Below are 21,882 nucleotides of genomic sequence, written 5' to 3'. Positions count from 1 at the left end.
CTGCCCTATTACAAGTCGTGCAGAGAATGAGAAAGACCATGAGCACCATCCGCCCGCGCCGCAGCGCCCTCTACATGCCGGGCTCGAACGCCCGAGCGCTCGAAAAAGCCAAAGCCTTGGCGGCCGATGTGCTGATCCTCGACTTGGAGGATGCGGTTGCGCCCGACGCCAAGTCGGTTGCGCGCGACCAGGTCTGCGCTGCCGTGCGGGAGGGCCGCTATGGCTCCCGCGAGGTGGTGATCCGCATCAACGCGCTCGATACGCCCTGGGGCGAGAACGATCTCGCGGCGGTGGCTGGCGCCGCGCCGGACGCGGTCCTGATCCCGAAGGTTTCGTCCGCCGAGACCCTGGCGGCCGTGGGCCTGCGCCTGCGGCGGCACGGCGCGCCGGAGCGAACCCGGGTCTGGGCCATGATCGAGACTCCTTTCGCGCTGCTCGACCTCTCGGCCATCGCCAGCGCCGCCTACGACGTGGACACGAGGCTCTCCTGCTTCGTCATGGGAACGAACGATCTCGCGAAGGAAACCCGCGCGCGCCTACTGCCTGGACGGGCCGCGATGCTCCCCTGGCTCATGAACGCGGTGGCGGCCGCGCGGGCCTATGGGATCGACATCTTGGACGGCGTCTACAACAACCTCTCCGACGAGGCGGGCTTTAGGGCCGAGTGCGAACAGGGACGCGATTGCGGTTTCGACGGCAAGAGCCTGATCCACCCTAGCCAGATCTCCGCCGCCAACGAGGTCTTCGGGCCGACCTCGGACGAACTGGAGGCCGCCCGTGCCATCGTCGCGGCGTTCGAACGGCCCGAGAATGCCCACAAGGGCGTCATTCCCCTCAACGGCCGCATGGTCGAGCGGCTGCATGCGGAGATGGCGAAACGTGTGGTGGCGTTGGCGGAGGCAATTGCGGAGCGGGAATAGTCACGCGCGTCCTCCACCTCCGGTGGGAGAGATCGGGCCGAAGGTCCGGGTGAGGGGCAGTGCGACCGGAGGAGCGGGCACAATGCCTGACGATGCGCCACGCGGGTTCCCTCCCCCTTGCGGGGAGGGTGGCTGCGTCAGCAGCCGGGTGGGGGTGGTGCGACCGGGTGAGAGATCGGGAGGTTAGGCTGTAGCCGCCTCGCGCTTCAACAGTCGAGCACGGCGCTCTGACTGTCCGACCCCCACCTCCACCTCCTCCCCGCAAGGGGGAGGAGAGCAGCGGCGGCACGTGCGGTACGAGCATACACCCGTGCTCCGCGCAAACTTTCCCTCATGGAGAGGCGAAAGCGGGAGCTGCGGCGTGCTTCAGCCATTGGCAGCAGCGCTCCCACGTTGAAACTTTCACTCCGACCAACTGCCTCAATCACCCAATGGCCGCGCCTCCTCGGGCAGCATGATCGGAATGCCGTCGCGGATCGGATAGGCGAGTTTCGCCTGCCGGCTGATCAGCTCCTGGCGCACCGGGTCGTAGTCGAGGGATTCCTTCGTCAGGGGGCAGACCAGCAGTTCGAGCAGCTTGGGGTCGATCCGGGTCGCCTCGACGGGCTGGGGCGTGTCTTCGGTCATGGAACGTGCCTATTGGAGTGTGGAATCCGAGCTTGTCCCGCCGCGGGCGAGTTCGATCTCGGTGAGGGCGATCAGGGCCTCGGCGCGGGTCTTGAGGTCGGACGCTTCCAAGAGAGCCTGCTTCTCGCGCACGCCGAAGGGGCTCATCATGCAAAGCGCGTTGACCAGGGCCTCATTGGGTGCCTGCTCGATGCCCTGCCAGTCGACCCGCACGTCGGCGGCTTTGACGAAGTCGCGCAGGGCCTGCACGACGCCGGCCCGGTCGACCTCATTCTCGCCGGCCCGCGCCGTGAAATCGACCTCATAGGGTTCGAAATCGACTCGGCACTGGCGATACGGCGTCGTGGTGGACAGCTCCTCCTCGACCCGGAATCGGGCGATGCCCACCAGGGTGACCAGGTAGCGCCCGTCTCCCGTCTCGGCGAATTGCGTGATGCGGCCCGCGCAGCCCACCTCGTAGAGCTTGGGGGCCGTGCGGGTGCCGCCGCCATCCGCATCCGGCTGGATCATGCCGATGACGCGGTCGCTCTTAAGGGCCTCGTCCACCATGGCCAGATAGCGTGGCTCGAAGATGTTGAGGGGCATCTGGCCCCGGGGCAGGAGAAGAGCTCCGGGAAGCGGAAAGACCGGGATGACCGTGGGACAATCCCCAGGCCCTCGGTAAACCGCGTTCATTCCCATGCCGATCTCCCAACGGTGGAGCGGCGTCAAGCAAACAGAATCGAGGAAAGCTTCCGCCGTCCCGCGAGGGTCATCTCATCCATCGGACCCCAGGCCTCGAAGAATTGGACAAGCTGCTTGCGTGCGCCGTCCTCGTTCCAATTGCGGTCCCGGCGGACGATTTCAAGGAGCTGGTCCGCAGCTTCTTGACGCCGGTTGCGCGCGTTCAACGCGATGGCGAGATCGAAGCGGGCCTGATGGTCCTGCGGGTCGGCCTCCACCTTGCGCTGGAGATCGGCGACGTCGCCAAGGGAGCCGGCCTGCTCGGCGAGCTCGATGGCCGCGCGGGCCCCGAGGATCGCCGGATCGTTGGCCTTGGCGGGCGGGGCCATTTCAAGCAGGCGCCGGGCGTTCTCCAGGTCTCCGAGATCCACATGGAGCTTGGCCAGGGCGGCCAGCGCCGCAATGTTTTCGGGGTCCTGCGACAGGACGGCCGCATAGAGCTCGGCCGCGCCGCCGGCGTCGCCCTCGGCGGCCAAGCGGTCGGCCTCGGCCAGAATCTCGTCGGTCTGGCTGGGACCCAGAGGCCCGACGAGGCGCTCGATGAAGCTCTTGATCTGGCCCTCGGGCAGCGCCCCCATGAAGCCGTCGACGGGCTGCCCGCGCTGGAACGCGAACACCGCCGGAATCGATTGCACCCCGAGCTGGCCTGCGATCTGCGGATGCTCGTCGATGTTCATCTTGACGAGCTTCACCTTGCCGCCGGCGGCGCGCACGGCCTTTTCCAAGATCGGCGTGAGCTGCTTGCAGGGTCCGCACCAAGGAGCCCAGAAATCGACCAGCACGGGCTGCTGCATCGACTCGGCCAGCACGTCCTGGCGGAAGCTTGCGGTGGTGGTGTCCTTCACGAGGTCGTCGGGCGGATTGGCCGGGGAGGGGGTGTCGGAAAGCATGCGATCCTCGAAAGAAAGCGTGGGAGGGAATGTCCCTCATCACATGGGATTGGCAGAGGCGTCTGGCAATTCCTGGGGCGGCTCGGGCAGGCGAAGGATGAGGGGCTCGTGACCGGTAAAGCGCAAGAACTTTAACAGGTCTTCCCGAGAGACGCCTGTGGTCATGGAGTTGACGAGCGGATGGAAATTCACCCGTTCGTGCTCCATCAGGTTGGCGTCGAGAATCATGGTGACTTGGCGCGCCTTGTCATTGGCCACCGCAAAGGGCGTCACGGAGCCCGGCTCGACGCCCAGCACCATGCGCAGCTGATCAGCGGACCCGAAGGACAGGCGGCCCGAGGCGCCGACCGCCTCGTGGGCGCGCTTCAGGTCGATCGGCGTCTCGGATTTCGCCGTGATCAGAAACAGGCGGCCCTTCTTGTCCTTGAGGAACAGGTTTTTCGAGTGCGCCCCGGGGATCCTCGCCTTCACGTGCTGCGATTCGGCCACGGTGAACACCGGCTCGTGCTCGACGGTTTCGGCCCTGATGCCGAGGCTTGTCAGATGATCCAGGAGTGCTTGCGGAGAGAGATGGGACACGGCTTCTTCAAAAACTCCAATCGTGTCCGGGTTCTAGCGGCCGTGCCCGCAGGGCTCAAGCGGTTCTGGTGAAACTTCTGGCGAAAAGCGCTTGCAATACGAATCGTTTTGGGGCACATCAGCGGCCTCGCAACGACGCCCCGGCGTCGCGGAGCGCGGGTGTAGCTCAGGGGTAGAGCACAACCTTGCCAAGGTTGGGGTCGAGGGTTCGAATCCCTTCGCCCGCTCCAATTTCCAAGCATTACGCTGGATCTGCAAAAGCCGCCTTCGGGCGGCTTTTTGCTGTTTGGGGCTCGAGGGTCTCGTCAAACTCAAGGCATCGTCCATGGCTCGCAGGACTTGCCGTCCTTATCCCTATCGTGGTGTTGCCAATAGCCGGGTTCGCCTCTGTTTGCCGGGGCTAGATCAACGGCACGGGCGGCATTGCAGTGGGGAAAAGCTGCTAAGTGCCTGAGCGTCGTGAGCAGAGGCCACGGGCTGAAGCTCATCGAAATCCAGGTGATGGCAAAGGACGCTACTGCAGCGATCCCCGCCATTTTGAGCAACCGATACATCCGGCGAAGTCTCACCGTACGGTGAAAACGACCCGACACGGCTTGGAACCGTCGTTTTAGGTTGTGCAGTTCCGCTTCAGGGTCGCGACCCTGATGAACACGCCACTTCTTGGGCAGAGCCTTCATTTCAACCACCTCAGTGGAGTTTGTTATAGTATATAGCAACCGTAACACTACGCTTGCGTGGTTTGCTGCTCTCTCTTCCTCATGCTACCCGGACGCCTGATCCTGGAGCGCACCATGGCCCGCAAGAGCCTCCTGTCGAGAGGCGATACCACTCCGCTGATCCGCCGCCTGTGGCGGGACTGGATGCGTCCGCATGCCCGGGCGCTGGCGCTGGTGCTCGTTCTCGTCGTCCTGGTGTCGGGCGCGACCGGCCTCTATCCGGTGCTGATCAAGGCCGCCTTCGACGCCTTCTCGGCCAAGGACCAGACGGCCATCTACCTGGGTCCGATTTTCGTCATCGCGGTCACGTCCGTGAAAGGCTTCTCCCTGCTGGCCCTGACGATCCTCACCAACCGGGTGGTGACCAAGATCGAGGCCGACATGCAGACGGCCCTCTACGGCCACCTGATCGACGCCGATCTTGCCCAGATCGGGCGTGAAAGCCCGGCTGCCCTGACGCAGCGCTTCACCACCGACTTCCTGTTCATCAAGGAGGCGCTGACCCGCCTCTCTACGGTCTTCCTGCGCGAGGTCACGACGATCGTCGCCCTTGTGGCGGCGATGATCTGGATCGACCCGGTCCTGACCGTCGTGGCGGGGCTCACCGTGCCGTTCATCGCCTATCCGATCGAGAAGATCGGCCGGAAGCTTCGCCGGGTGGCGATCTCGACCCAGGAGCAGACCGGCCGGATGGCGAGCCTTATCACCGAGAGCCTAGCCGGCACCCGCATCGCCAAGACATATAATCTGGAGGGCTACCTCAAGGCCAAGGCAGCCCACACCTTCGACGAGATCCGCCGGCTCAAGATGAAGGCCGCCAACGCGCGCGGGCGGCTCGACCCGCTGCTCGAGGCAGGCGGCGGCTTTGCGGTGGCGGCCGTGCTGGTGCTCATCGGCCAGCGCATCGTGTCCGGGGGCAGCACGGTGGGCGATTTTACCGGCTTCGTCAGCGCGCTCATTCTCGCGGCCCAGCCGATCCGGGCCTTGGGCAACCTCAACGCCATCGTTCAGGAAGCGGCGGCCGCCTTGCAGCGCACCTTCGCGGTCATGGATGAAGCCCCACAGATCAAGGACAGGCCCAACGCGCTCCCGCTCGCGGTCAAAGGCGGCGAAGTCCGGTTCCAGGATCTCGGCTTTTCCTACGGCCAGAATCTGGTGGCGCTCGACCACATCGATCTCGTGGCGGAAGCCGGGCGCACCACGGCGCTCGTCGGACGCTCGGGCTCGGGCAAATCGACGCTGATGTCCCTGGTGCCGCGCCTCTACGACGTGACCCGCGGGGCCGTTCTGATCGATGGCCAGAACGTGCGCGATGTCACCCTGACATCCCTGCGCGCCGCCATCGCGGTGGTGAGCCAGGACGTGGTGCTGTTCGACGATACGGTGCGGGCCAACATTGCGTTCGGCCGGCCCGATGCGACCGACGAGGAAATCACCGCCGCCGCCAAGGCGGCCGCTGCGCACGACTTCATCATGCGGATGCCCGAGGGCTACGACACGATGGTGGGCACGGGGGGCGGACGGCTCTCCGGTGGCGAGCGTCAGCGGGTGTCGCTGGCCCGCGCGTTCCTCAAAGACGCCCCGATCCTGCTCCTCGACGAGGCGACGAGCGCGCTCGATTCGGAATCCGAGCGTCTGGTGCAGGACGCCATCAGGCGGCTCATGCAGGGGCGCACCACCCTTGTCATCGCCCATCGGCTCTCGACCGTGCGCGATGCGGACAAGATCGTCGTCATGGAAGCCGGGCGGATCGTGGAGACAGGGTCGCACGAGGCTCTGATCGCCAAGGCGGGCGCCTATGCCCGCCTGCACCGGCTGCAGCTGTCGGACGATGCCGAGACCGCTACTCCCGCCGCATGATCCGGTCGACCAGGATGTTGGACCAGAAGCCCGGCTTGAAGTCCCGCTCCAGGGCCTCCGCATCGTAGTGGTGCTCGACCCAGTCGAGGAACGGGATGCCCTTGGCCTCGCCCTCGCGGCGGTAGAGGTCGAAGAACGCGTCCAAAATGCCCGTCTTTGAGAAGCGGAAGTGTCCGAAGCGCACCGAGAGCTGCCGCAGGGCCTCGTCCACGGTCTTGCCCTCGTGGACGATGAGGTACAGGGCCGCTACGAACCCGGCCCGGTCGGCCCCGGACTTGCAGTGCATGACGGCCGGAAATTCAACCTGATCGAAGAACGCCTTGGCGTTGAGCAGGGTCTCGCGATCGGGCGCGCCTCGTGAGCGCACGATGAACTCGGTCAGATGGATGCCGAGCCGCTCGCAGGTCTCCTTCTGGAGCTGCCAGGAGCCGTGCTCCCGGCCGCCGCGCAGGTTGATGATGGTGCGCACGCCCTCGGCCCTCAGGCGGGCGATCTGGTGCGGGGCCGGCTGCGCCGAGCGCCAGAGCCGCTCCGACACCCGATGCTTGTTGAGATAGACGAGACGGAAAACCCCGTGATCGGCCAGGAGCATGTGCGCCCAGGCGCGCAGGCGGCCGACCCCGTTCTCGACGGGCCTGTCCCAGCGGGCGATGCGGGCCATGCGCCGCGCATAGCGGACTTCAGGCTTGAGGAACCTGTTGATCACGTCGGTCCAGTTATAGGGTCATGGGGAGGAAAAGCGGGCTTCCGGTCCGCCCTTATGGTTGAACGGGGCCGAAGAATCAACATTCCCGGGGGGCACGCGCTGACGCAGCCCGGCCGCCGCAAGGCAGGAGGCGCCCTCGAGGAAGCCTAACGTTAAGGAAGACGCAACCAGAAGAATCCTATCGGTTGCCGCCCCGCTGCCGGTCGTGTAAGGGGTGCGTTTCGATACAACCTCCTTGACGACAACAGCGGCTGAGGATCGGGCCAGGGGCCCGGCGGCGCCACATCGTTGGGACCAAGCACTTCAGGAGAGCGGCGCATGTCGTCCACCTACGAGACCGTCGCGGGCATCATTTCCGAAACCGCCGACATCCCGCGCGACCAGATCACGCCGGAAAGCCACGCCATCGAGGATCTGGGCATCGACTCGCTCGCCTTCCTGGATATCGCGTTCGCGATCGACAAGGCCTTCGGCATCAAGCTGCCGCTCGAGCAGTGGACCCAGGAAGTGAACGAGGGCAAGGCTCCGGCCGAGGAATACTTCGTGCTCAAGAACCTGGTAGCCCGCATCGACGGCCTAGTGGCTGCAAAGAACGCCTAAAACTCAAAGCTTCCCGGCGGGCTGGCCTTTTCGGGCCGGTTCGGAGAGGCGATCCGCCAAGAGCCTGGCCCTCGACGGATTTCCTCCCTCCCTCTGCCCGGCCGGACGAATGTCGGAATGGTTCGGAACCCCGGATGCGCCTCGAATACTTTGAAATGATCGACGAGGTGACGCACCTCGACCGCGATGCAAAGCGGATCGAGGTCCGGTCCACCGTGCCCATGGAAAGCCCGGTCTTCGAGGGTCACTTCCCAGGCCATCCCCTGGTGCCCGGCGTTCTGCTGACCGAGACCATGGCCCAGGCCTCCGGCTATCTGGTGCTGGGTCTCATGGACTTCACCCACATGCCGTTCCTGATGGCGGTCGACAAGGCGCGCTTTCGCACCTTCGTGGGCCCCGGCACAGTGCTCGCTGTCTCGGCGCAGCTGGAGCACGAGGGCTCGGGCTATGCGGTCACAAAGGCCAGGATCGCCGTCGACGGCAAGGCCATTTGCGATGCGGAACTGCGGTTCAGGATCATGCCGTTTCCTGAAGGCATGGATGCCCAGATGCGGGCGCAGGCGCGCCGCATCGGCCTCCTGGTGGAGACGGCCTGATGCGTGACGTGGTGATTACCGGCATCGGCCTCGTGTCGAGCGCGGGCGAGGGTGTCGAGGCCCATCTGGCGGCCCTATCGGGTAGCGCTGCGCCGAAGACCGATGGCGAGACCTTCGCGCCCTATCCGGTGCATCCGGCGGTGGCGCTTGACTGGGACAAGCAGATCGCCAAGAAGTCCGACCAGCGTCAGATGGAAGCCTGGCAGAAGCTCGGCGTCTATGCGGCCGGCCTCGCCCTGGAGGCGGCCGGCGTCAAGGATGATGCGGCCCTGAAAGGCCAGATGCACCTCATCGTCGCGGCCGGCGGCGGCGAGCGGGACTACGCGGTCGACGGGCAGATCCTCACCGGCCTGCGCCAAGCCGAGAACCCGGGCGTCTTCCTCAATGAGCGCCTCATGGGCGACCTCCGCCCGACGCTCTTTCTTGCCCAGCTCTCCAACCTGCTCGCGGGCAACATCTCCATCGTGCACGGGGTCACCGGCGCATCCCGCACCTTCATGGGTGAGGAATCGAGCGGTGTCGACGCGCTCCGCGTGGCCCAGAGCCGCATCGCCTCGGGCCAGAACGACATCTTCCTGGTGGGCGGCGCCTACAACGCCGAGCGCCCGGACGTGCTGCTCATCTATGAGATGGGCGGCTTCCTCTGGAAGAAGCCCTACCGGCCCGTGCGCGAACGGATTCCGGAGGGCGGCGGCATGATCCTCGGCAGCGGCGCGTGCTTCCTGGTTCTGGAATCCCGCGAGCATGCGGCCGCGCGCGGCGCGAAGTCCCTCGCCACCATCGCGGGGGTTGCGTCCGACCGCAGCCGCCGCGAGCCCGGCAGCATCGCCAAAGCCCTTCGGGCGCAGGCCGAGAAGCTGGGCGCGAAGCCCGATGTGGTGATTTCCGGTGCGACCGGCGTAAAGGGCACCACCGAAGACGAGCAGGTGGCCTTGACGGAACTTGCTCCCACGGCCGCCATTCACGCGACGGGCGATGTGGTGGGTCACACCATGGAGGCGCAGGCCCCCATCGGCGTTGGCCTGGCGGCGGCCCTGATCGCCGAAGGGCGGGCCGGCGAGGCGCTGGTCACCTCGGTCGGACATTGGCGTGGCGAAGGGGCCGTGCGGCTCACCAAGGCTTGAGGAGGGACAGCATGGCTCGTGACAAACAAGGCCGTCCGCTCGTTGCCGTAACCGGCATGGGCGTGGTCACGTCCCTCGGGCAGGGCAAACACGATACCTGGGCGGCGCTCACTGCGGGCAAGTCCGGCATCCACCGCATCAACCGCTTCCCCACCGAGGGATTGCGCACCACGATTGCTGGCACCATCGACACGGTGGAGGTCGAGCCCTTTTCGGCGCCCCTCCTGTCCGAGCGCCTCGCCATGCTGGCCGCCGAGGAGGCGGTGGGGCAGTCGGGTCTGGCTGAAAGTGATTTCCCCGGCGCGCTTTTCATCGCCGTTCCGCCGGTCGAGATGGAATGGCCGCAGCGCCAGGCGCTCGCCGAGGCCTCCGGTCAGAACGGCGATGTCAGCTACGGAGCTCTGCTCCAGGCAGCCTCCACCGGTCAGTTCAAGCCCTGGCACGACCTGTTCATCTTCGGCACGGTGGCCGACCGGGTGGCTGATCGGTTCGGCACCAAGGGCTCGCCGATCTCCCTCTCGACCGCTTGCTCGTCGGGCGCCACCGCGATCCAGCTCGGCGTGGAGGCGATCCGCCGAGGCGAGGCGGACGCGGCTTTGTGCATTGGCACGGACGGTTCGGTGAACCCGGAATCGCTCATCCGCTTCTCTCTTCTGTCCGCGCTCTCGACCCAGAACGAGAACCCGGAAGGGGCCTCGAAGCCCTTCTCCAAGAACCGCGACGGCTTCGTCATGGGCGAGGGCGGCGCGGCGCTCGTGCTGGAAAACGCCGAGACCGCGAAAGCGCGCGGCGCGACGATCCTCGGCTATGTGCTGGGCTGCGGTGAGAAGGGCGACGGCTTTCACCGCACCCGCTCCAGTCCGGACGGCACGCCCATCATCGCGGCCATCAAGGCGGGGCTCGATGACGCCGGCATGTCGCCGGACGACATCGACTACATCAACGCCCACGGCACCTCGACGCCGGAAAACGACAAGATGGAATCCATGGGCTGCATGGCCGTGTTCGGCGAGCGCATGGAAGAGGTTCCGATCTCGTCCAACAAGTCGATGATCGGGCATACGCTCACGGCGGCGGGCGCGGTCGAGGCCGTGATGTCGCTTCTGACCATCGCGAATGGGCGCATTCCGCCCACCATCAATCACACCGTGCCGGACCCGGCGATCCCCCTCGACGTGGTGCCGAACGTGGCCCGGGACGCGAACGTCTCTTACGTGCTGTCCAACTCCTTCGGCTTCGGCGGCCAGAACACCTGCCTGGTGTTCGGCGCGGAGCCCAAGTCGTGACCCGCATCCTCGTCACCGGCGGAGCCAAGGGAGTCGGTGCGGCTATCGTGCGGGCGCTTGTGGCGGCAGGCCATGACGTGGATTTCACCTATCGGTCCTCGGGCGATGCCGCCGTCGCACTCGCCGACGACCTGATGCAGGCAAGCCCCGGCAGCACCATCAAGGCGCATGCAGTCGATCTCGCCGACAAGACGGCCCTTGAGGCGTTCTGCGAGATGCTGGAAGGCGAGAGCTTCTTCGGCTTCGTGCACAATGCGGGCCAGCCCTATGACGCGCTGGCCGCCATGATGCAGCAGGACAAGGCCGAAGCTGCCATGCAGGTGAACTTCTGGTCCATGACCCGCATCGCCAAAGCGCTCATGCGGGGCATGATCCGCAGCAAGGCCGGGCGCATCGTGGCCATCGGGTCGGTGGCGGCGCTCCAGGGCAATCCCGGCAACGCCGCCTATGCGGCCTCCAAGGGCGCGCTGATCTCCTATTGCCGCACGCTCTCCGTCGAGACGGCCAAGCGCGGCGTCACCGTCAACGTGATCGCACCCGGCTTCATCGACACGGACATGATGACGCCCTACGCAGCCTACCGCGAAAACATGGAAAAGCAGATCCCGGCCGGCCGCTTCGCCAGACCCGAGGAGATCGCGGGCTTGGCTGCCTTCCTCATGTCCGAGCCCGCCGCCTACATCACCGGAGCGGTTCTGCCCATCGACGGCGGACTGACCTCGATGCTGGGCGTGCATCGGTAGGACATAGCTCTGTCATCTGGGGCCGCTTCAGCGGAGCCCGGGATCCATAACCACATCGAATTCCAGGATTGGCGCCGGTGGTTATGGGTTCCCGCCTGCGAGGGAATGACGGCTGAGGATCAGGCGTCATTCCGTCAGACGATTCCGGATCGGCTTGCCGTCCGGGATGACGCTTCGACAGCAAGGCTGGAACTTGCCATCCGGCGAACCCCGCTTTAAGCCGCCGCTAACAGTTTCCCATCCCTATGGCCCGGGCTACCCCGGCCATCCTCGTCTTGCGTCTGCCCGACCCAAGATGCCGACCAGGATTTCCCTCATGCGTGCCCTTCAGCTCTTCGGCGACCGTGACCTTCGCATCACCGACATGGAGGCCCCGCCGCCGCCGCCGGCGGGCGAGGTGCAGATCCGGGTGCGGGCGCTGGCGCTGAATTACCTCGACGTATGGGGCTTTCGCGGCATGGCGTTCGCCAAGCGCAAGATGCCTCAGGCGGTGGGCGTGGAAGCCTCGGGCGAGATCGTGGCGGTGGGCGAAGGGGTGACCCGCTTCAAGGCAGGGGATCCGGTGACCATGTACGGGGCCGAGACCTGCGGGCACTGCAAGGCCTGTCGAGAGGGCCGCGACAATCTCTGCGAGAACGTCGCAGGCATCATGGGCTTTCACATCGACGGCTTCGCCCGTGAGCTGATCAACCGCCCCGAGCGGCTGGTCATCCCGGTGCCGCAGGGCGTGTCGTTCGAGCAGGCGGCCTGCGCGCCCATCGGCTTCGGCACCGTGCAGCACATGCTGTTCGACAACGCGAAGCTGGAGCCGGGCGAGTCGATCCTGGTCCACGCGGGCGGATCCGGCATCGGCACGGCGGCGATCAAGATGGCGAAGGCCATCGGCTGCACGGTCTATACGACCGTGGGCGACGACGAGAAGGGCGAGAAGGCGAAGGCCTTGGGCGCGGACTATGTCGTCAACTACCGCACCGAGCGGTTCGAGGGTGAGGTGCGCCGCCTGACCAAACGTAAAGGCGTCGATGTGGTGTTCGAGCATGTGGGCGCGGATACCTGGAACGGCTCGCTGCTCTGCCTCAAGCGCGGCGGCCGCCTTGTCACCTGCGGCTCCACGTCGGGCGTGTCCACCACCATGAACCTGATGCAGCTCTTCCAGCAGCAATACCGAATCTTCGGCTCCTTCGGCTGCCGGATCGAGAATATCGGCCAGTCTCTCGACAAGATGGCGGCCGGCATGACGCCCGTGATCGACTCGGTCTTCCCGCTCGACGATTTCCAGAACGGCCTGGAGCGTCTCGAGGGCCGCAAGGTCTTCGGCAAGGTGGTGATCACGTTCTGATCACCACGACAAGCTGCCGCGTACGTCCCACCTTGACGAACCGGGCCTGACCAGGAAAGACGCGGTCCCGCTCAAGCTCCATTCCTCGAACCAGGACGCATTCGTGGCTCACCCCTCCCAACGCTCTCGCGGCTTTCTCTCACGCGTGGCCGAAACGGTCATGGTCGGGGTCGTGCGGGGCGTTTTCGCCCTGTCGCGGGCGCTCGGCCCCGAGCGCTCGGGCGCGGTCGGGGCCGCCCTGGCGCGAACGATCGGTCCGCTTCTGTCCGCCCACAAGACAGCCCTGCGCAACATCCGGGCGGCCTACCCGGGCAAGCCCGAAGCCGACGTCAGGGCGATGGCGCGGGCCGCGTGGGACAATCTCGGGCGCACCGGCGGAGAGTATCCCCATCTCGGCGCCCTGTTCGACTACGATCCCGACCGCACCGAGCCGGGCCGGGTCGAGGTCGACGGCATCGAGCACTTCCTTTCCCTCAGGGACGACGGCAAGCCCGGGATCATTTTCTCGGCGCACTTGGCCAATTGGGAGCTGCCCGCCATCTGCGCCGCCCGGTTCGGCCTTGACGCCACAGCGGTGTTTCGCCCGCCCAACGACCCGGCGGTGGCGCGCGTGCTGCACGAAATCCGCAGCGAGACCATGGGGACCCTGGAGGCGGCGCGACAGGGGGCGGCCTTCGCCATGCAGGGCGCGCTGGAAAAGGGCGGGCATCTGGGCATGCTCATCGACCAGCATTTCACCCGGGGCGTGCTGGTGGATTTCATGGGCCGTCCGGCCCTCGTGAATCCAATCCTCGGCAAGTTCGCGCGCCGGTTTGACTGCCCGGTCCATGGGGTGCGGGTGATCCGGCTCCCTAATTACCGCTTCCGGCTCCAACTCACCCCCGCGCTCGATCTCCCGCGGGATGCTGAGGGGCAGATCGACGTGCAGGGCGCCATGCAGGCCATGACCTCGGTGGTGGAGGGCTGGGTGCGGGAATATCCGGAGCAATGGCTCTGGATGCATCGCCGTTGGCGAACGCCTGCAACCGTTCAAGGTAAAGTGAGTTCCTCTTGAGAAGGATTCATGTTCCATAAGGGCACCATGGTTTCACGCCTGACACTCTCCTTCGCGGCGCTTGCCCTCGCGGCCCTCCTGCAGCCGGCCCTTGCGGACCCGCCCCGCGCGGTGGTCGAGCTGTTCACCAGTCAGGGGTGCTCCTCCTGCCCTCCGGCGGATGCCGTTCTGGCCGACCTCGCGCGCCGGCCCGACATTGTGGCCCTGTCGCTTCCGGTGAATTACTGGGATTATCTCGGCTGGAAGGACACGCTGGCCCATGCGGCCTTCACGGACCGGCAGAAAGCCTACGCCAAGGCCCGCCAGGACCGACAGGTCTACACCCCACAGATGATCGTGAACGGCCGGAAACCGTGCATCGGATCCGACCGGGCGCAGATCGAGAAGTCGATCCAGGAGACGACTGGGACCGGAGGCCTGCTGCCGGTGAACGTGGGCCTTTCGGAAAGCCGTGGGACCGTCACCATCTCGGTCGACGAAACGGCCCAGACGACGGATCGCGTCGCCGAAGTGTGGGTGCTGCCCGTCCTGAAGGAGCATGCGGTGCCGATCGGACGCGGCGAGAACCGGGGCCGGACCGTCACTTACGCCAACGTTGTGCGCGGCATGAAGCGGGTGGGCGAGTGGCGCGGCGGGACCGCGCGGTTCGAGGTCCCGTCCGATGAGGCCCGCGGCGGAGCGGACGGCTACGTGGTGCTGCTGCAGGCGCTCGACCATACCAAGCCTGGCGCGATCCTGGGAGCGGCCAAGAGCGAAGGCCTCTGAGCGGGGCCTTTCTGGCGGCGCATCGTCAGATCAGAAAAACCTTGTTCGGCAGTTCGTCCATGTCGTCGAACCGGGGCGGCGCATGCTCGGCCAGGATGGCGCCCGCCCGCCGGACGGCCTCCTCCAGCCCGTCGCCGATTCGCCCATCCCGGATGGCGCCCGTCAGCTTGGCGATGATGTCCTGCCACACGGCCGGGTCCACCCGGTCGGCGATTCCGCTGTCGGCGATGATCTCCGCATAGTGCTCCGCGAGCGCGAGGTAGATCAGCACGCCGGTCTTCTCCCGGGTGCGGGTCAGCCCGCGGCTCAAAAATTCCCGCGCGGCCGCCTCGTGGGCCCGCGCATGCTTGATGAAGCGGGGCACGAGGGCGTAGCGCCGGTTCGGCCAGGACAGGAAGGCGCTCAACATGAGGGCGACCACGAGCTGCAGCATGAAGATGCGCGAGGCCCCAAGCGTGGTGATCCAGATCAGCGGCCAGGGCGCGAGCAGGGCGCCGAGGAGCGCCCAGAGAACCGGGATCGACCGGTAGCCGCTGGCCTGCTGGGCGATCACCACCACCACCTCGCCCGAGGTGAGGTCCTCCACCTCGCGGATGGCATTTTCCAGACGCATCTGATCTTCGACTGAAATCATCCTGTCACCAGCTCCCTGACGCTCCTCCGCCGCCCGAGGATCCGCCTCCACCCGAGAACCCGCCTGACCCTCCGGACCAGCCGCCGCCCATTCCGCCGCCCATGGGAATGATCCACGGGCTGCCCCGTCGACCGGACCGGACCCGCCGGGACCCGCCGCTCATCATGCGGGAAATGATGAAAAACAGGATCAGCATGATGACGAAGGCCACCACGGGATCGATGGCGTCGGTCTCGTCATCCCGGACCTTTGCGCGGCGATGCCATTCCTCCGCATCGCCCGTCAGGATCGACAGCATGGCGTCGACGCCCGCATTGATGCCGCCGGCGAAGTTGCCCTTCTGGAATTGCGGCGCGACCGCCGTGGTGATGATCACCTTGGACAGGGCATCGGTCAGCGCGCCCTCCAGCCCGTAGCCGACCTCGATGCGCACCTTGCGCTCCTTGGGGGCCACGAGGAGAAGCGCGCCGTTGTCCTTGTCCTGCTGGCCCAGCCGCCAGTGCCGGAAGAGCCGGTTGCCGTAATCCTCGATGGTAAGCCCGTCGAGGGACGGCACGGTCGCGACCACCACCTGATCGGTGGTTTTGTCCTCATAGGCTTTCAATTTGGTGTCGAGCGCCGTTCTCTCCTCGGGCTTCAGAAGGTTCGCCGCATCGACCACGCGGCCGGTCAGCGGCGGGAAGGACTGGGCGAGAGCTGCGAGAGGCAGGCAGAGGACAAGCAGAAGAAGCGCGACGCCGCTGACGCGGACGCCTCCCCCCGAGGGGGAGGGGAAGGCGCGTGCTCCTGCCATATGACTAGAATTTCACTTCCGGCGGGCGGTCGGAGCCGGAGACGGCCGCGAAAGTTTCCATGGGCTTGGCCTCCGGATACACGATGGCGGCGATCCAGCGGCCCGGGATCGTGCGGATCTCGGTGTTGAAGGCCCGCACCGATTCGATGTAGTCGCGCCGCGCCACCGCGATCCGGTTCTCCGTTCCTTCGAGCTGCGATTGCAGGGCCAGGAAATTGGCGTTCGACTTCAGCTCAGGATAGCGCTCGACGGTGGCGAGCAGGCGGCCAAGGGCCCCGGAGAGCTGGTTCTGCGCCTCCTGGAACTGGCGGAATTTTTCAGGGTCGGTCACGGTCGATGCATCCACCTGCACCTGGGTGGCCTTTGCGCGGGCTTCCGTCACCTGAGTCAGCACCTCGCGCTCCTGCTGGGCGAAGCCCTTCACGGTTTCCACCAGATTGGGGATCAGGTCGGCCCGGCGCTGGTACTGGTTCTGCACCTCGCTCCAGGCGGATTTGGCCTGCTCCTCGAGGGTCGGCACATTGTTGATTCCGCAGGCGGACAACCCGAACGCCAGAACGAGCCCCATCAGGACCACGCGAAGCCGCGCCGGCGGCAGCAAACCCATCATCAATGTCATCTCACGCTTCGGTTGGAACCTTTGCCGGTTCAACAAATGGGGCAAGCCTGCCTGCTCAACAAGTCGCCCCATCTCGCCAGCGCCCGGCGATTCGGGCATAATAGGGCGATCCCATAGGGTAATCCCATGACCTTTCTGCCCGATCCGAGCACCCTGCTCACCTATTCGCTCGCCTGCGCGGTTCTGTTCATCACGCCGGGACCCGACATGAGCCTGTTCCTCGCCAAGACCATGGCGGGCGGGCGCAGGGCCGGCATGGCCTCCATGCTGGGCGCGATGACGGGATGCTGCGTCCATACCCTCTTGGCGGCGCTCGGCCTTTCGGCCCTCCTGGCAGCGTCGGTCACGGCGTTCACGATCCTCAAGATCGTCGGAGCGCTCTACCTGCTCTGGCTCGCCTTCGACGCGGTCCGCAACGGTTCTGCCTTGAACGTGAAGAACGATGCCAAGCGGGAGGTGTCGTTCTGGAAAACCTTCATGCTCGGGGTGGGCATCAACCTGACGAACCCGAAGGTGGTGCTGTTCTTCGTGACCTTCCTGCCGCAATTCGTGGACGCGGCCGACCCGAATGCGCCCGACAAGCTGCTCTTCCTCGGGCTGTACTTCGTGGCGCTCACTACGCCCATGGGCGCCGCCATGATCCTCGGGGCCGATCGGGTGATTGCGCTGTTGCGCAACCGGCCGAAGCTGATGCGGGGGATCGACTACACCTTCGCAGGCCTATTCTCGGCCTTCGCGCTCAGGATCCTGGCGACATCGACGCGGTGATCGGCCGGATGACCTAGGCTGGCCACTGGCCAACTGGCTGAATTGATCCGCGCCCTCGGGCGATGCAAAGTACCGGTGCTGGTTAGATCGTTTTAGCCGGTGTTCCTCCCAAACTTCGGAAGCGGCATGGGGGCATGCTGCTTCCGCTTCTCTTGGCTCAGAGGCCGTCGGCCGTCTGCTGAGATCGGCGGGAGCCCTGCCCGGCGATGGCCCAATAGACCAGTCCGGCGACCGCACCCGTGAGGCCGAGCACGAGGCTCACATGCAGCTCCAGGGGCGAGCCCACCCGGGCCGCACCGCGCAGGATCCACGGCACCGCCGCTGTCAGAACGCCTATGGAGCCCGCATACCAGACAAGGCTTCGCATCCCCAGCACCTCGCTGATCACCGCGATGAGAAGCGGCGGCAGGACCAGCAGCGTGAACACGATGCGGCCCACGGCCAGGAAGGCTTCCGAGACGATGGGGCCCGGGTCCTCTGCCGTGAAGACAGAATCCACGAAAGACCAGAAGCCCACGAACAGCGTCTCTCCCGTCAGGCTCGCCATGACCGGATCGACGATCGACGCCATCATGAGAAAGAAGCTGCTCGCACCGATGGCGATCAGCAGCGCGAACGGAATGAGCAGGAGCCAGCGGATCATGGCGCTTAAGCTAAGGGAGCTTTCGTCCGCCCGCCAGTCGCGATGCGCCAATAGATCCAGCCGCAGACGGCGCCGATCACAACGGTCAACGGGAAAATAGGTTGTCTGAATGGACTGCCAGGGAAATGCCAGTCATTCGTTAGAAGAGTGAAGCCCACTCCTGTGATGGCTCCAGCCACGAGATAGATCCAAGGAGCGCGCCAGCGAAAATATCGCTCGGCCAAGGCGAGCAGCAGCGATATCGGGAAAGCGCTTAGGAATACTTCGCCAAGACCGGCGTAGAATATGGCGAGCGAAACCAGAAGCGACGATTCTATGCTGGAGAAGACAAGGGTCGGATCGTCCAGCGTAATTCTCGCGAGGATATAGAGCGACAACAGGAATGGGGCCGCTACGTTGGCGGCGACCAAGGCCACTAGCATACGGATCATGACATCCCCGCAGCCTCCGCATTCTTGAGAGTCCGTTGTATCGAAAGCCTTGGTTTCGAGGAGGAAACGGCGCTTGTTGTTTGCCCTGATCGACCGTCAGTTCGCCGCGTTGTTGGCCGATCCCGCCAGCGCATTGTAGGAACTGACGAGGATCTGCATCTTTTGGCTGCCGGCCCGGCGGACGTCGCCCTTGGCGGGCTTGAGCGTGTCGCGGAAGTCGCGCGCGGCGGCGAGGTAGGACCGCAGGCCGCTCTGCAGGCTCCTGAGGGCTTCGGGGTCGGTTTTCCTGTACTCCTCGAAATCCCGTGAGGCGTCCGCGAAGGAGGTCACGTCCGCCTCGATGGCGGCCATGTCGACGACGGGGCGTTCATTGCTCGGCAGCCGGTCGACGATCCGGCGGGCGGCGAGCATCAGGTTGGCGCGGTGCCAGTTGGCCTTGCGCCCTTCGCGCCGCTCGATGGCCGCAAGCTCCTTTTGGGCGAGACCGGCCCTCTCGGATTGAAAGTCTTGCTCGACCTTGTCGCGAGCGGCCAAAAAGGCCTTGATGGCGGGCACGAGCCGCCCGTGGATCTCGCGTCCGCGCTTGAGGTCGTCGTCGAGAAAATCCTTGCGCTCGTAATAGCCGTCGGCTTCGTCGATGATAGGGGCAAGTTCCGAATAGGCCTTGATGTAAGCCCCCATGCCGGCATCGAGCGCGGCAAGCTTCGGCTCCTGCTTCAGGGCATCTGACGCCGCCGCGATCTCATTCGTGACGTCGAACAGTGCGTAGACGCCGAAAGCCCGGTTCTTGTTGACAGGGCCTGTCTTCATGTCGACCCAGCTTTCATACCGCTCGATGGACCGCAGCGCCTGACGGGTCTTGTTCATCAGCGCCACATAGGCATTCATCTTGGCGGTGATAGCCTCGAGAGCGGCATCCTCCGCCTGCGCGGCCGGCGCCGGAGGAGCCGCATTCGGCGTCTGGGCGTTGGCGAGGGTCCCGGCGCTCAGGAGCAGGAGGGTGCAGAGCCAGATACGGAGCATGATGGGTGTCTCTTCGGCTGAGTTGTGGACGCTTCGAAGCCGATCGCGACGAAAGCGAATTGTTGCAACTTTATTACAACACAGGAGCCGGGGGTGACAATGTCTTACGGCAGAGTGCCAGCGCTCTCCTCATGGACGCCGATCCACCAATAGATCCAGCCGCAGGCGGCTCCAGCGAGACCACCTGTAACGATGAGGCCCGGGAACTTGACGAAGATTTCGGATAACACCCATCCCCCGAAGTATGAACCGAGAACGGCTCCGCTTACAACAGGAGGCCACCAAGCCTCGCACTTGAGAACGTGAAGGCTGAAAGCCAGCAAGCCCCCTACGCAGAGCAGCGGCAGGCCGAAATACGGAAGCCTGAACGTTCCTATCGGGAGGACTATGAGGAAGTCGAGAGCGTTCTCGACTTCAGGCTCGCTGCATCGAAGGAGATCGATGATCAGCATGAACAGAGCCGTGAGGTAAGGCGCCGCGGCACAGGCCGCGAGTGTGGCCTGAAGCTGCCGTTTCATGGGCCGGTCACCGGTTCGTCCTGCGGGTGGGATCGTGTTCCAGAGTAGGCAATGCGCCAGTAGATCCAACCGCAGATCGCCCCGGAGAGAGCGCCTGCGAGGGGGAAAACCCACACATCGTCCCGATCTCTGACAAAGAGCAGAACAACCGCCAGGCAGCCGAGTCCGCCACCGCTTGCGATGGCGTGGAGCTTCGACCGGAGGTCCAGGATATGGAGCAGAAAGGCGAGGCTTGCGGCGGCAATAAGGATCGGAAGGCCGAATATCGCGGTGCCGAGGGTGCCGATCACAAGGAACTTGAGGAGATCGAGGAGTTCCTCAATGTGTGGAAGCGGGCCGAGAACGAGATTGGCGCCTGTCGATGCGCCAAACACGGGTATGAGAACGAAAATGAACAGCGAGGCCAGATAGGGAGCTGCCAGACTGGCTGCGAAAACACCCCCTACGATGCGCAGCATGATGTTCTCCAACGAGAGGTCGGAGAACGATATCACGTTAAATACACGAAGCAAAGAAGCCGGACCTCGTTCGGGTGCGGCTCAGACTTTCAAAGGCTTACTCGCTGTCCCCAGCGCATAAACCCCCTCGGCCCCGATGCCCTGCTCGAGCATCAGGCGAGCGCGGGCGCGCAGTTTTTCGGTCTCGCTCTTGAGCTGGCCGCAGGCGGCGAGAATATCGCGGCCGCGGGGGGTGCGGACCGGGGAGGCGTAGCCGGCCCGGTAGACGATCTCGGAAAAGCGCTCGATCCGCTCCCAGTCCGAGCACTCGTATTTCGAGCCGGGCCAGGGATTGAACGGGATCAGGTTGATCTTGGCCGGAATGCCCTTGAGGAGGCGCACGAGTTCGCGCGCATCGGCATCCGAGTCGTTCACGCCCTTGAGCATCACGTACTCGAAGGTGATCCGGCGGGCGTTCGACAGGCCCGGATAGGCCCGGCAGGCGTCGAGGAGCTGCCTGATGTCATACTTGCGGTTGATCGGCACCAGCTCGTCGCGCAGCTCATCCCGCACCGCGTGGAGCGAGATGGCCAGCATGGTGTTGGCTTCCGCCCCAAGCCGCTCCATCTGCGGCACGACGCCGGAGGTGGAGACGGTGATGCGCCGGCGCGAGAGGCCGAGGCCCTCGTTGTCCGACAGGACGCCGATGGCGGCGATCACGTTGTCCGGGTTGTAGAGCGGCTCGCCCATGCCCATGAACACGATGTTGGACACGAAGCGCCCGCCGTCATTGGGGACGAAAGCGCCCTCGGGCGGCATGGCGTCGGGCCAGTCGCCGATCATGTCGCGCGCCACGATGAGCTGTGCGACGATCTCGGCGGAGGTCAGGTTGCGCACCAGGCGCTGGGTGCCCGTGTGGCAGAACGAGCAGGTGAGGGTGCAGCCGACCTGGCTCGACACGCAGAGCGTGCCGCGGTCGACTTCCGGGATGTACACGCACTCGATCTCCGCGCCCTTGTCGAAGGGGCCCGTGGAGGACATGCGGATCAGCCACTTGCGGGTGCCGTCCTTGGAGACCTGCTCGGACACGACCTGCGGCCGGGCCAGGGTATAGGCCTCGGCAAGCTTGGCCCTCAGCCCCTTGCCCACATTGGACATCTCGGCGAAGTCGCGGGCGCCGCGGAAATAGATCCAGTGCCAGAGCTGGGCGACGCGCATCTTGAGCTCGCGCTCCGGCACGCCGATGGCCGCAAGCGAATCCTTCAGCTGGTCGCGGGTGAGGCCGACCAGGGAAGCGCCGCCGGGGGCAGCGCCTGTGACCACGGTCAGCTCGGCCGTCTTTTCGATAGCCGCGTTGCCTGCGACGCGCGCCGCGTCGCTCACGGCCACAGGGGCCGCGTTGGGGTTACGCTTGGCGATGTCGAGCACCGTCGCCATGGAAATCACGCCTTCGTTTTGAGCACGGTCCCAGGATGTGGGGATGGC

The 21,882-nt window shown here is 65.4% G+C and carries 26 protein-coding genes and 1 tRNA gene; 12 read left to right on the top strand and 15 right to left on the bottom strand.

Annotated features, from left to right (window positions below; genetic code table 11):
* Nucleotides 1–38: 38 nt before the first annotated feature.
* Entirely contained in the window at nucleotides 39–920 is an 882-nt protein-coding gene (locus DRB19_RS10895; RefSeq protein ID WP_114186068.1) for an HpcH/HpaI aldolase/citrate lyase family protein, read from the top strand.
* 420 nt (nucleotides 921–1,340) lie between these two features.
* Here the strand turns inward: DRB19_RS10895 and DRB19_RS10890 are convergent, their stop codons facing one another.
* The 4 genes from DRB19_RS10890 to DRB19_RS10875 are packed head-to-tail and all read right to left on the bottom strand — an operon-like array spanning nucleotide 1,341 to nucleotide 3,739.
* Nucleotides 1,341–1,547, bottom strand: a complete 207-nt coding sequence (locus DRB19_RS10890; protein ID WP_114186067.1) for a Trm112 family protein — start codon at nucleotides 1,545–1,547, stop codon at nucleotides 1,341–1,343.
* 9 nt (nucleotides 1,548–1,556) lie between these two features.
* Nucleotides 1,557–2,228, bottom strand: coding sequence for an LON peptidase substrate-binding domain-containing protein (locus DRB19_RS10885; protein ID WP_114186066.1), 672 nt, complete (start codon nucleotides 2,226–2,228; stop codon nucleotides 1,557–1,559).
* A 26-nt stretch (nucleotides 2,229–2,254) separates the two neighbouring features.
* On the bottom strand, nucleotides 2,255–3,160 hold the full coding sequence (trxA, locus tag DRB19_RS10880; RefSeq protein WP_114186065.1) for a thioredoxin: 906 nt from the start codon (nucleotides 3,158–3,160) through the stop codon (nucleotides 2,255–2,257).
* A gap of 39 nt (nucleotides 3,161–3,199) precedes the next feature.
* Nucleotides 3,200–3,739, bottom strand: coding sequence for a prolyl-tRNA synthetase associated domain-containing protein (locus DRB19_RS10875; RefSeq protein WP_114186064.1), 540 nt, complete (start codon nucleotides 3,737–3,739; stop codon nucleotides 3,200–3,202).
* A 155-nt stretch (nucleotides 3,740–3,894) separates the two neighbouring features.
* Here DRB19_RS10875 and DRB19_RS10870 point away from each other — a divergent pair.
* Nucleotides 3,895–3,969 (top strand) — tRNA-Gly (locus DRB19_RS10870).
* 81 nt (nucleotides 3,970–4,050) lie between these two features.
* On the opposite strand, the gene DRB19_RS10865 is transcribed toward DRB19_RS10870, so the two are convergent.
* The gene (locus DRB19_RS10865; RefSeq protein WP_245439404.1) at nucleotides 4,051–4,419 is read right to left on the bottom strand and encodes an excalibur calcium-binding domain-containing protein; all 369 of its coding nucleotides are present in this window, start codon (nucleotides 4,417–4,419) and stop codon (nucleotides 4,051–4,053) included.
* 114 nt (nucleotides 4,420–4,533) lie between these two features.
* On the opposite strand from DRB19_RS10865, the gene DRB19_RS10860 reads away from it, so the two are divergent.
* Nucleotides 4,534–6,318, top strand: a complete 1,785-nt coding sequence (locus DRB19_RS10860) for an ABC transporter ATP-binding protein (protein ID WP_114186062.1) — start codon at nucleotides 4,534–4,536, stop codon at nucleotides 6,316–6,318.
* Here the strand turns inward: DRB19_RS10860 and DRB19_RS10855 are convergent.
* Complete coding sequence (locus DRB19_RS10855) at nucleotides 6,302–7,024, bottom strand: fused DSP-PTPase phosphatase/NAD kinase-like protein (RefSeq protein WP_114186061.1); 723 nt, start codon at nucleotides 7,022–7,024, stop codon at nucleotides 6,302–6,304. The two genes, DRB19_RS10860 and DRB19_RS10855, sit on opposite strands and share 17 nt — an antisense overlap.
* 318 nt (nucleotides 7,025–7,342) lie before the next feature.
* On the opposite strand from DRB19_RS10855, the gene DRB19_RS10850 reads away from it, so the two are divergent.
* The 8 genes from DRB19_RS10850 (at nucleotide 7,343) to DRB19_RS10815 (ending at nucleotide 14,531) form a co-directional block, all read left to right on the top strand.
* On the top strand, nucleotides 7,343–7,624 hold the full coding sequence (locus tag DRB19_RS10850; RefSeq protein ID WP_114186060.1) for an acyl carrier protein: 282 nt from the start codon (nucleotides 7,343–7,345) through the stop codon (nucleotides 7,622–7,624).
* A 134-nt stretch (nucleotides 7,625–7,758) separates the two neighbouring features.
* Entirely contained in the window at nucleotides 7,759–8,220 is a 462-nt protein-coding gene (locus DRB19_RS10845; protein ID WP_114186059.1) for a 3-hydroxyacyl-ACP dehydratase FabZ family protein, read from the top strand.
* Nucleotides 8,220–9,344, top strand: a complete 1,125-nt coding sequence (locus DRB19_RS10840) for a beta-ketoacyl-ACP synthase (RefSeq protein WP_114186058.1) — start codon at nucleotides 8,220–8,222, stop codon at nucleotides 9,342–9,344. The genes DRB19_RS10845 and DRB19_RS10840 overlap by 1 nt, the downstream gene beginning before the upstream one ends.
* Nucleotides 9,345–9,355: 11 nt before the next feature.
* A complete protein-coding gene (locus tag DRB19_RS10835) occupies nucleotides 9,356–10,630 on the top strand; it encodes a beta-ketoacyl-ACP synthase (protein WP_114186057.1) in 1,275 nt (424 codons plus the stop codon).
* Nucleotides 10,627–11,373, top strand: a complete 747-nt coding sequence (locus tag DRB19_RS10830; RefSeq protein ID WP_114186056.1) for an SDR family NAD(P)-dependent oxidoreductase — start codon at nucleotides 10,627–10,629, stop codon at nucleotides 11,371–11,373. The genes DRB19_RS10835 and DRB19_RS10830 overlap by 4 nt, the downstream gene beginning before the upstream one ends.
* A gap of 316 nt (nucleotides 11,374–11,689) precedes the next feature.
* Nucleotides 11,690–12,712 (top strand): zinc-binding dehydrogenase, encoded by a 1,023-nt coding sequence (locus tag DRB19_RS10825; RefSeq protein ID WP_114186055.1) that lies wholly within the window; start codon nucleotides 11,690–11,692, stop codon nucleotides 12,710–12,712.
* A 160-nt stretch (nucleotides 12,713–12,872) separates the two neighbouring features.
* The gene (locus tag DRB19_RS10820) at nucleotides 12,873–13,766 is read left to right on the top strand and encodes a lipid A biosynthesis lauroyl acyltransferase (protein WP_114186054.1); all 894 of its coding nucleotides are present in this window, start codon (nucleotides 12,873–12,875) and stop codon (nucleotides 13,764–13,766) included.
* Nucleotides 13,767–13,775: 9 nt separating this feature from the next.
* Nucleotides 13,776–14,531 carry a DUF1223 domain-containing protein gene (locus DRB19_RS10815; protein WP_114186053.1) on the top strand — a complete coding sequence of 252 codons (756 nt, stop codon included), beginning with the start codon at nucleotides 13,776–13,778 and terminating at the stop codon, nucleotides 14,529–14,531.
* Between the two features lie 25 nt (nucleotides 14,532–14,556).
* Here DRB19_RS10815 and DRB19_RS10810 read toward each other — a convergent pair whose 3' ends face one another.
* The 3 genes from DRB19_RS10810 to DRB19_RS10800 are packed head-to-tail and all read right to left on the bottom strand — an operon-like array spanning nucleotide 14,557 to nucleotide 16,568.
* On the bottom strand, nucleotides 14,557–15,165 hold the full coding sequence (locus DRB19_RS10810; RefSeq protein ID WP_114186052.1) for a TPM domain-containing protein: 609 nt from the start codon (nucleotides 15,163–15,165) through the stop codon (nucleotides 14,557–14,559).
* A 4-nt stretch (nucleotides 15,166–15,169) separates the two neighbouring features.
* The gene (locus DRB19_RS10805) at nucleotides 15,170–15,958 is read right to left on the bottom strand and encodes a TPM domain-containing protein (RefSeq protein WP_114186051.1); all 789 of its coding nucleotides are present in this window, start codon (nucleotides 15,956–15,958) and stop codon (nucleotides 15,170–15,172) included.
* A gap of 4 nt (nucleotides 15,959–15,962) precedes the next feature.
* On the bottom strand, nucleotides 15,963–16,568 hold the full coding sequence (locus tag DRB19_RS10800; RefSeq protein WP_114186050.1) for a LemA family protein: 606 nt from the start codon (nucleotides 16,566–16,568) through the stop codon (nucleotides 15,963–15,965).
* A 135-nt stretch (nucleotides 16,569–16,703) separates the two neighbouring features.
* Between DRB19_RS10800 and DRB19_RS10795 the strand changes: the two genes are divergently transcribed.
* Nucleotides 16,704–17,345: a LysE family translocator gene (locus DRB19_RS10795; protein ID WP_114186049.1), complete on the top strand. Its 642-nt coding sequence runs from the start codon at nucleotides 16,704–16,706 to the stop codon at nucleotides 17,343–17,345.
* Nucleotides 17,346–17,502: 157 nt separating this feature from the next.
* On the opposite strand, the gene DRB19_RS10790 is transcribed toward DRB19_RS10795, so the two are convergent.
* From DRB19_RS10790 to rlmN, 6 genes are all read right to left on the bottom strand, one after another.
* The gene (locus tag DRB19_RS10790; RefSeq protein WP_114186048.1) at nucleotides 17,503–17,988 is read right to left on the bottom strand and encodes a hypothetical protein; all 486 of its coding nucleotides are present in this window, start codon (nucleotides 17,986–17,988) and stop codon (nucleotides 17,503–17,505) included.
* A gap of 5 nt (nucleotides 17,989–17,993) precedes the next feature.
* A complete protein-coding gene (locus DRB19_RS10785; RefSeq protein ID WP_114186047.1) occupies nucleotides 17,994–18,419 on the bottom strand; it encodes a hypothetical protein in 426 nt (141 codons plus the stop codon).
* A 96-nt stretch (nucleotides 18,420–18,515) separates the two neighbouring features.
* Entirely contained in the window at nucleotides 18,516–19,442 is a 927-nt protein-coding gene (locus tag DRB19_RS10780; protein ID WP_114186046.1) for a DUF3829 domain-containing protein, read from the bottom strand.
* A 104-nt stretch (nucleotides 19,443–19,546) separates the two neighbouring features.
* Nucleotides 19,547–19,960, bottom strand: coding sequence for a hypothetical protein (locus tag DRB19_RS10775; RefSeq protein WP_114186045.1), 414 nt, complete (start codon nucleotides 19,958–19,960; stop codon nucleotides 19,547–19,549).
* Nucleotides 19,957–20,418 (bottom strand): hypothetical protein, encoded by a 462-nt coding sequence (locus tag DRB19_RS10770; RefSeq protein WP_114186044.1) that lies wholly within the window; start codon nucleotides 20,416–20,418, stop codon nucleotides 19,957–19,959. Before DRB19_RS10770 ends, DRB19_RS10775 begins: the two co-directional genes overlap by 4 nt.
* 81 nt (nucleotides 20,419–20,499) lie before the next feature.
* A complete protein-coding gene (gene rlmN, locus DRB19_RS10765; RefSeq protein ID WP_245439402.1) occupies nucleotides 20,500–21,834 on the bottom strand; it encodes a dual-specificity RNA methyltransferase RlmN in 1,335 nt (444 codons plus the stop codon).
* Nucleotides 21,835–21,882 lie beyond the last annotated feature (48 nt).

This window comes from Microvirga aerophila (genome assembly GCF_003332305.1).
In the GTDB taxonomy this organism is placed as follows: domain Bacteria; phylum Pseudomonadota; class Alphaproteobacteria; order Rhizobiales; family Beijerinckiaceae; genus Microvirga; species Microvirga aerophila.
The sequence above is the reverse complement of the archived record's forward strand: the minus strand, read 5'-3'. Positions and strand labels throughout refer to the sequence as shown.

Excerpts from the sequence above, each read along its gene's own strand:
- DRB19_RS10860 (WP_114186062.1), top strand. The coding sequence starts at position 4,534 with ATGGCCCGCAAGAGCCTCCTGTCGAGAGGCGATACCACTCCGCTGATC.
- trxA (WP_114186065.1), bottom strand. The coding sequence starts at position 3,160 with ATGCTTTCCGACACCCCCTCCCCGGCCAATCCGCCCGACGACCTCGTG.
- DRB19_RS10865 (WP_245439404.1), bottom strand. The coding sequence starts at position 4,419 with ATGAAGGCTCTGCCCAAGAAGTGGCGTGTTCATCAGGGTCGCGACCCT.
- DRB19_RS10775 (WP_114186045.1), bottom strand. The coding sequence starts at position 19,960 with ATGAAACGGCAGCTTCAGGCCACACTCGCGGCCTGTGCCGCGGCGCCT.
- DRB19_RS10845 (WP_114186059.1), top strand. The coding sequence starts at position 7,759 with ATGCGCCTCGAATACTTTGAAATGATCGACGAGGTGACGCACCTCGAC.
- DRB19_RS10885 (WP_114186066.1), bottom strand. The coding sequence starts at position 2,228 with ATGGGAATGAACGCGGTTTACCGAGGGCCTGGGGATTGTCCCACGGTC.
- DRB19_RS10770 (WP_114186044.1), bottom strand. The coding sequence starts at position 20,418 with ATGCTGCGCATCGTAGGGGGTGTTTTCGCAGCCAGTCTGGCAGCTCCC.
- DRB19_RS10850 (WP_114186060.1), top strand. The coding sequence starts at position 7,343 with ATGTCGTCCACCTACGAGACCGTCGCGGGCATCATTTCCGAAACCGCC.
- DRB19_RS10790 (WP_114186048.1), bottom strand. The coding sequence starts at position 17,988 with ATGATCCGCTGGCTCCTGCTCATTCCGTTCGCGCTGCTGATCGCCATC.
- rlmN (WP_245439402.1), bottom strand. The coding sequence starts at position 21,834 with ATGGCGACGGTGCTCGACATCGCCAAGCGTAACCCCAACGCGGCCCCT.
- DRB19_RS10895 (WP_114186068.1), top strand. The coding sequence starts at position 39 with ATGAGCACCATCCGCCCGCGCCGCAGCGCCCTCTACATGCCGGGCTCG.
- DRB19_RS10825 (WP_114186055.1), top strand. The coding sequence starts at position 11,690 with ATGCGTGCCCTTCAGCTCTTCGGCGACCGTGACCTTCGCATCACCGAC.
- DRB19_RS10810 (WP_114186052.1), bottom strand. The coding sequence starts at position 15,165 with ATGATTTCAGTCGAAGATCAGATGCGTCTGGAAAATGCCATCCGCGAG.
- DRB19_RS10890 (WP_114186067.1), bottom strand. The coding sequence starts at position 1,547 with ATGACCGAAGACACGCCCCAGCCCGTCGAGGCGACCCGGATCGACCCC.
- DRB19_RS10800 (WP_114186050.1), bottom strand. The coding sequence starts at position 16,568 with ATGATGGGTTTGCTGCCGCCGGCGCGGCTTCGCGTGGTCCTGATGGGG.
- DRB19_RS10820 (WP_114186054.1), top strand. The coding sequence starts at position 12,873 with ATGGTCGGGGTCGTGCGGGGCGTTTTCGCCCTGTCGCGGGCGCTCGGC.
- DRB19_RS10815 (WP_114186053.1), top strand. The coding sequence starts at position 13,776 with ATGTTCCATAAGGGCACCATGGTTTCACGCCTGACACTCTCCTTCGCG.
- DRB19_RS10840 (WP_114186058.1), top strand. The coding sequence starts at position 8,220 with ATGCGTGACGTGGTGATTACCGGCATCGGCCTCGTGTCGAGCGCGGGC.
- DRB19_RS10780 (WP_114186046.1), bottom strand. The coding sequence starts at position 19,442 with ATGCTCCGTATCTGGCTCTGCACCCTCCTGCTCCTGAGCGCCGGGACC.
- DRB19_RS10795 (WP_114186049.1), top strand. The coding sequence starts at position 16,704 with ATGACCTTTCTGCCCGATCCGAGCACCCTGCTCACCTATTCGCTCGCC.
- DRB19_RS10785 (WP_114186047.1), bottom strand. The coding sequence starts at position 18,419 with ATGATCCGTATGCTAGTGGCCTTGGTCGCCGCCAACGTAGCGGCCCCA.
- DRB19_RS10835 (WP_114186057.1), top strand. The coding sequence starts at position 9,356 with ATGGCTCGTGACAAACAAGGCCGTCCGCTCGTTGCCGTAACCGGCATG.
- DRB19_RS10805 (WP_114186051.1), bottom strand. The coding sequence starts at position 15,958 with ATGGCAGGAGCACGCGCCTTCCCCTCCCCCTCGGGGGGAGGCGTCCGC.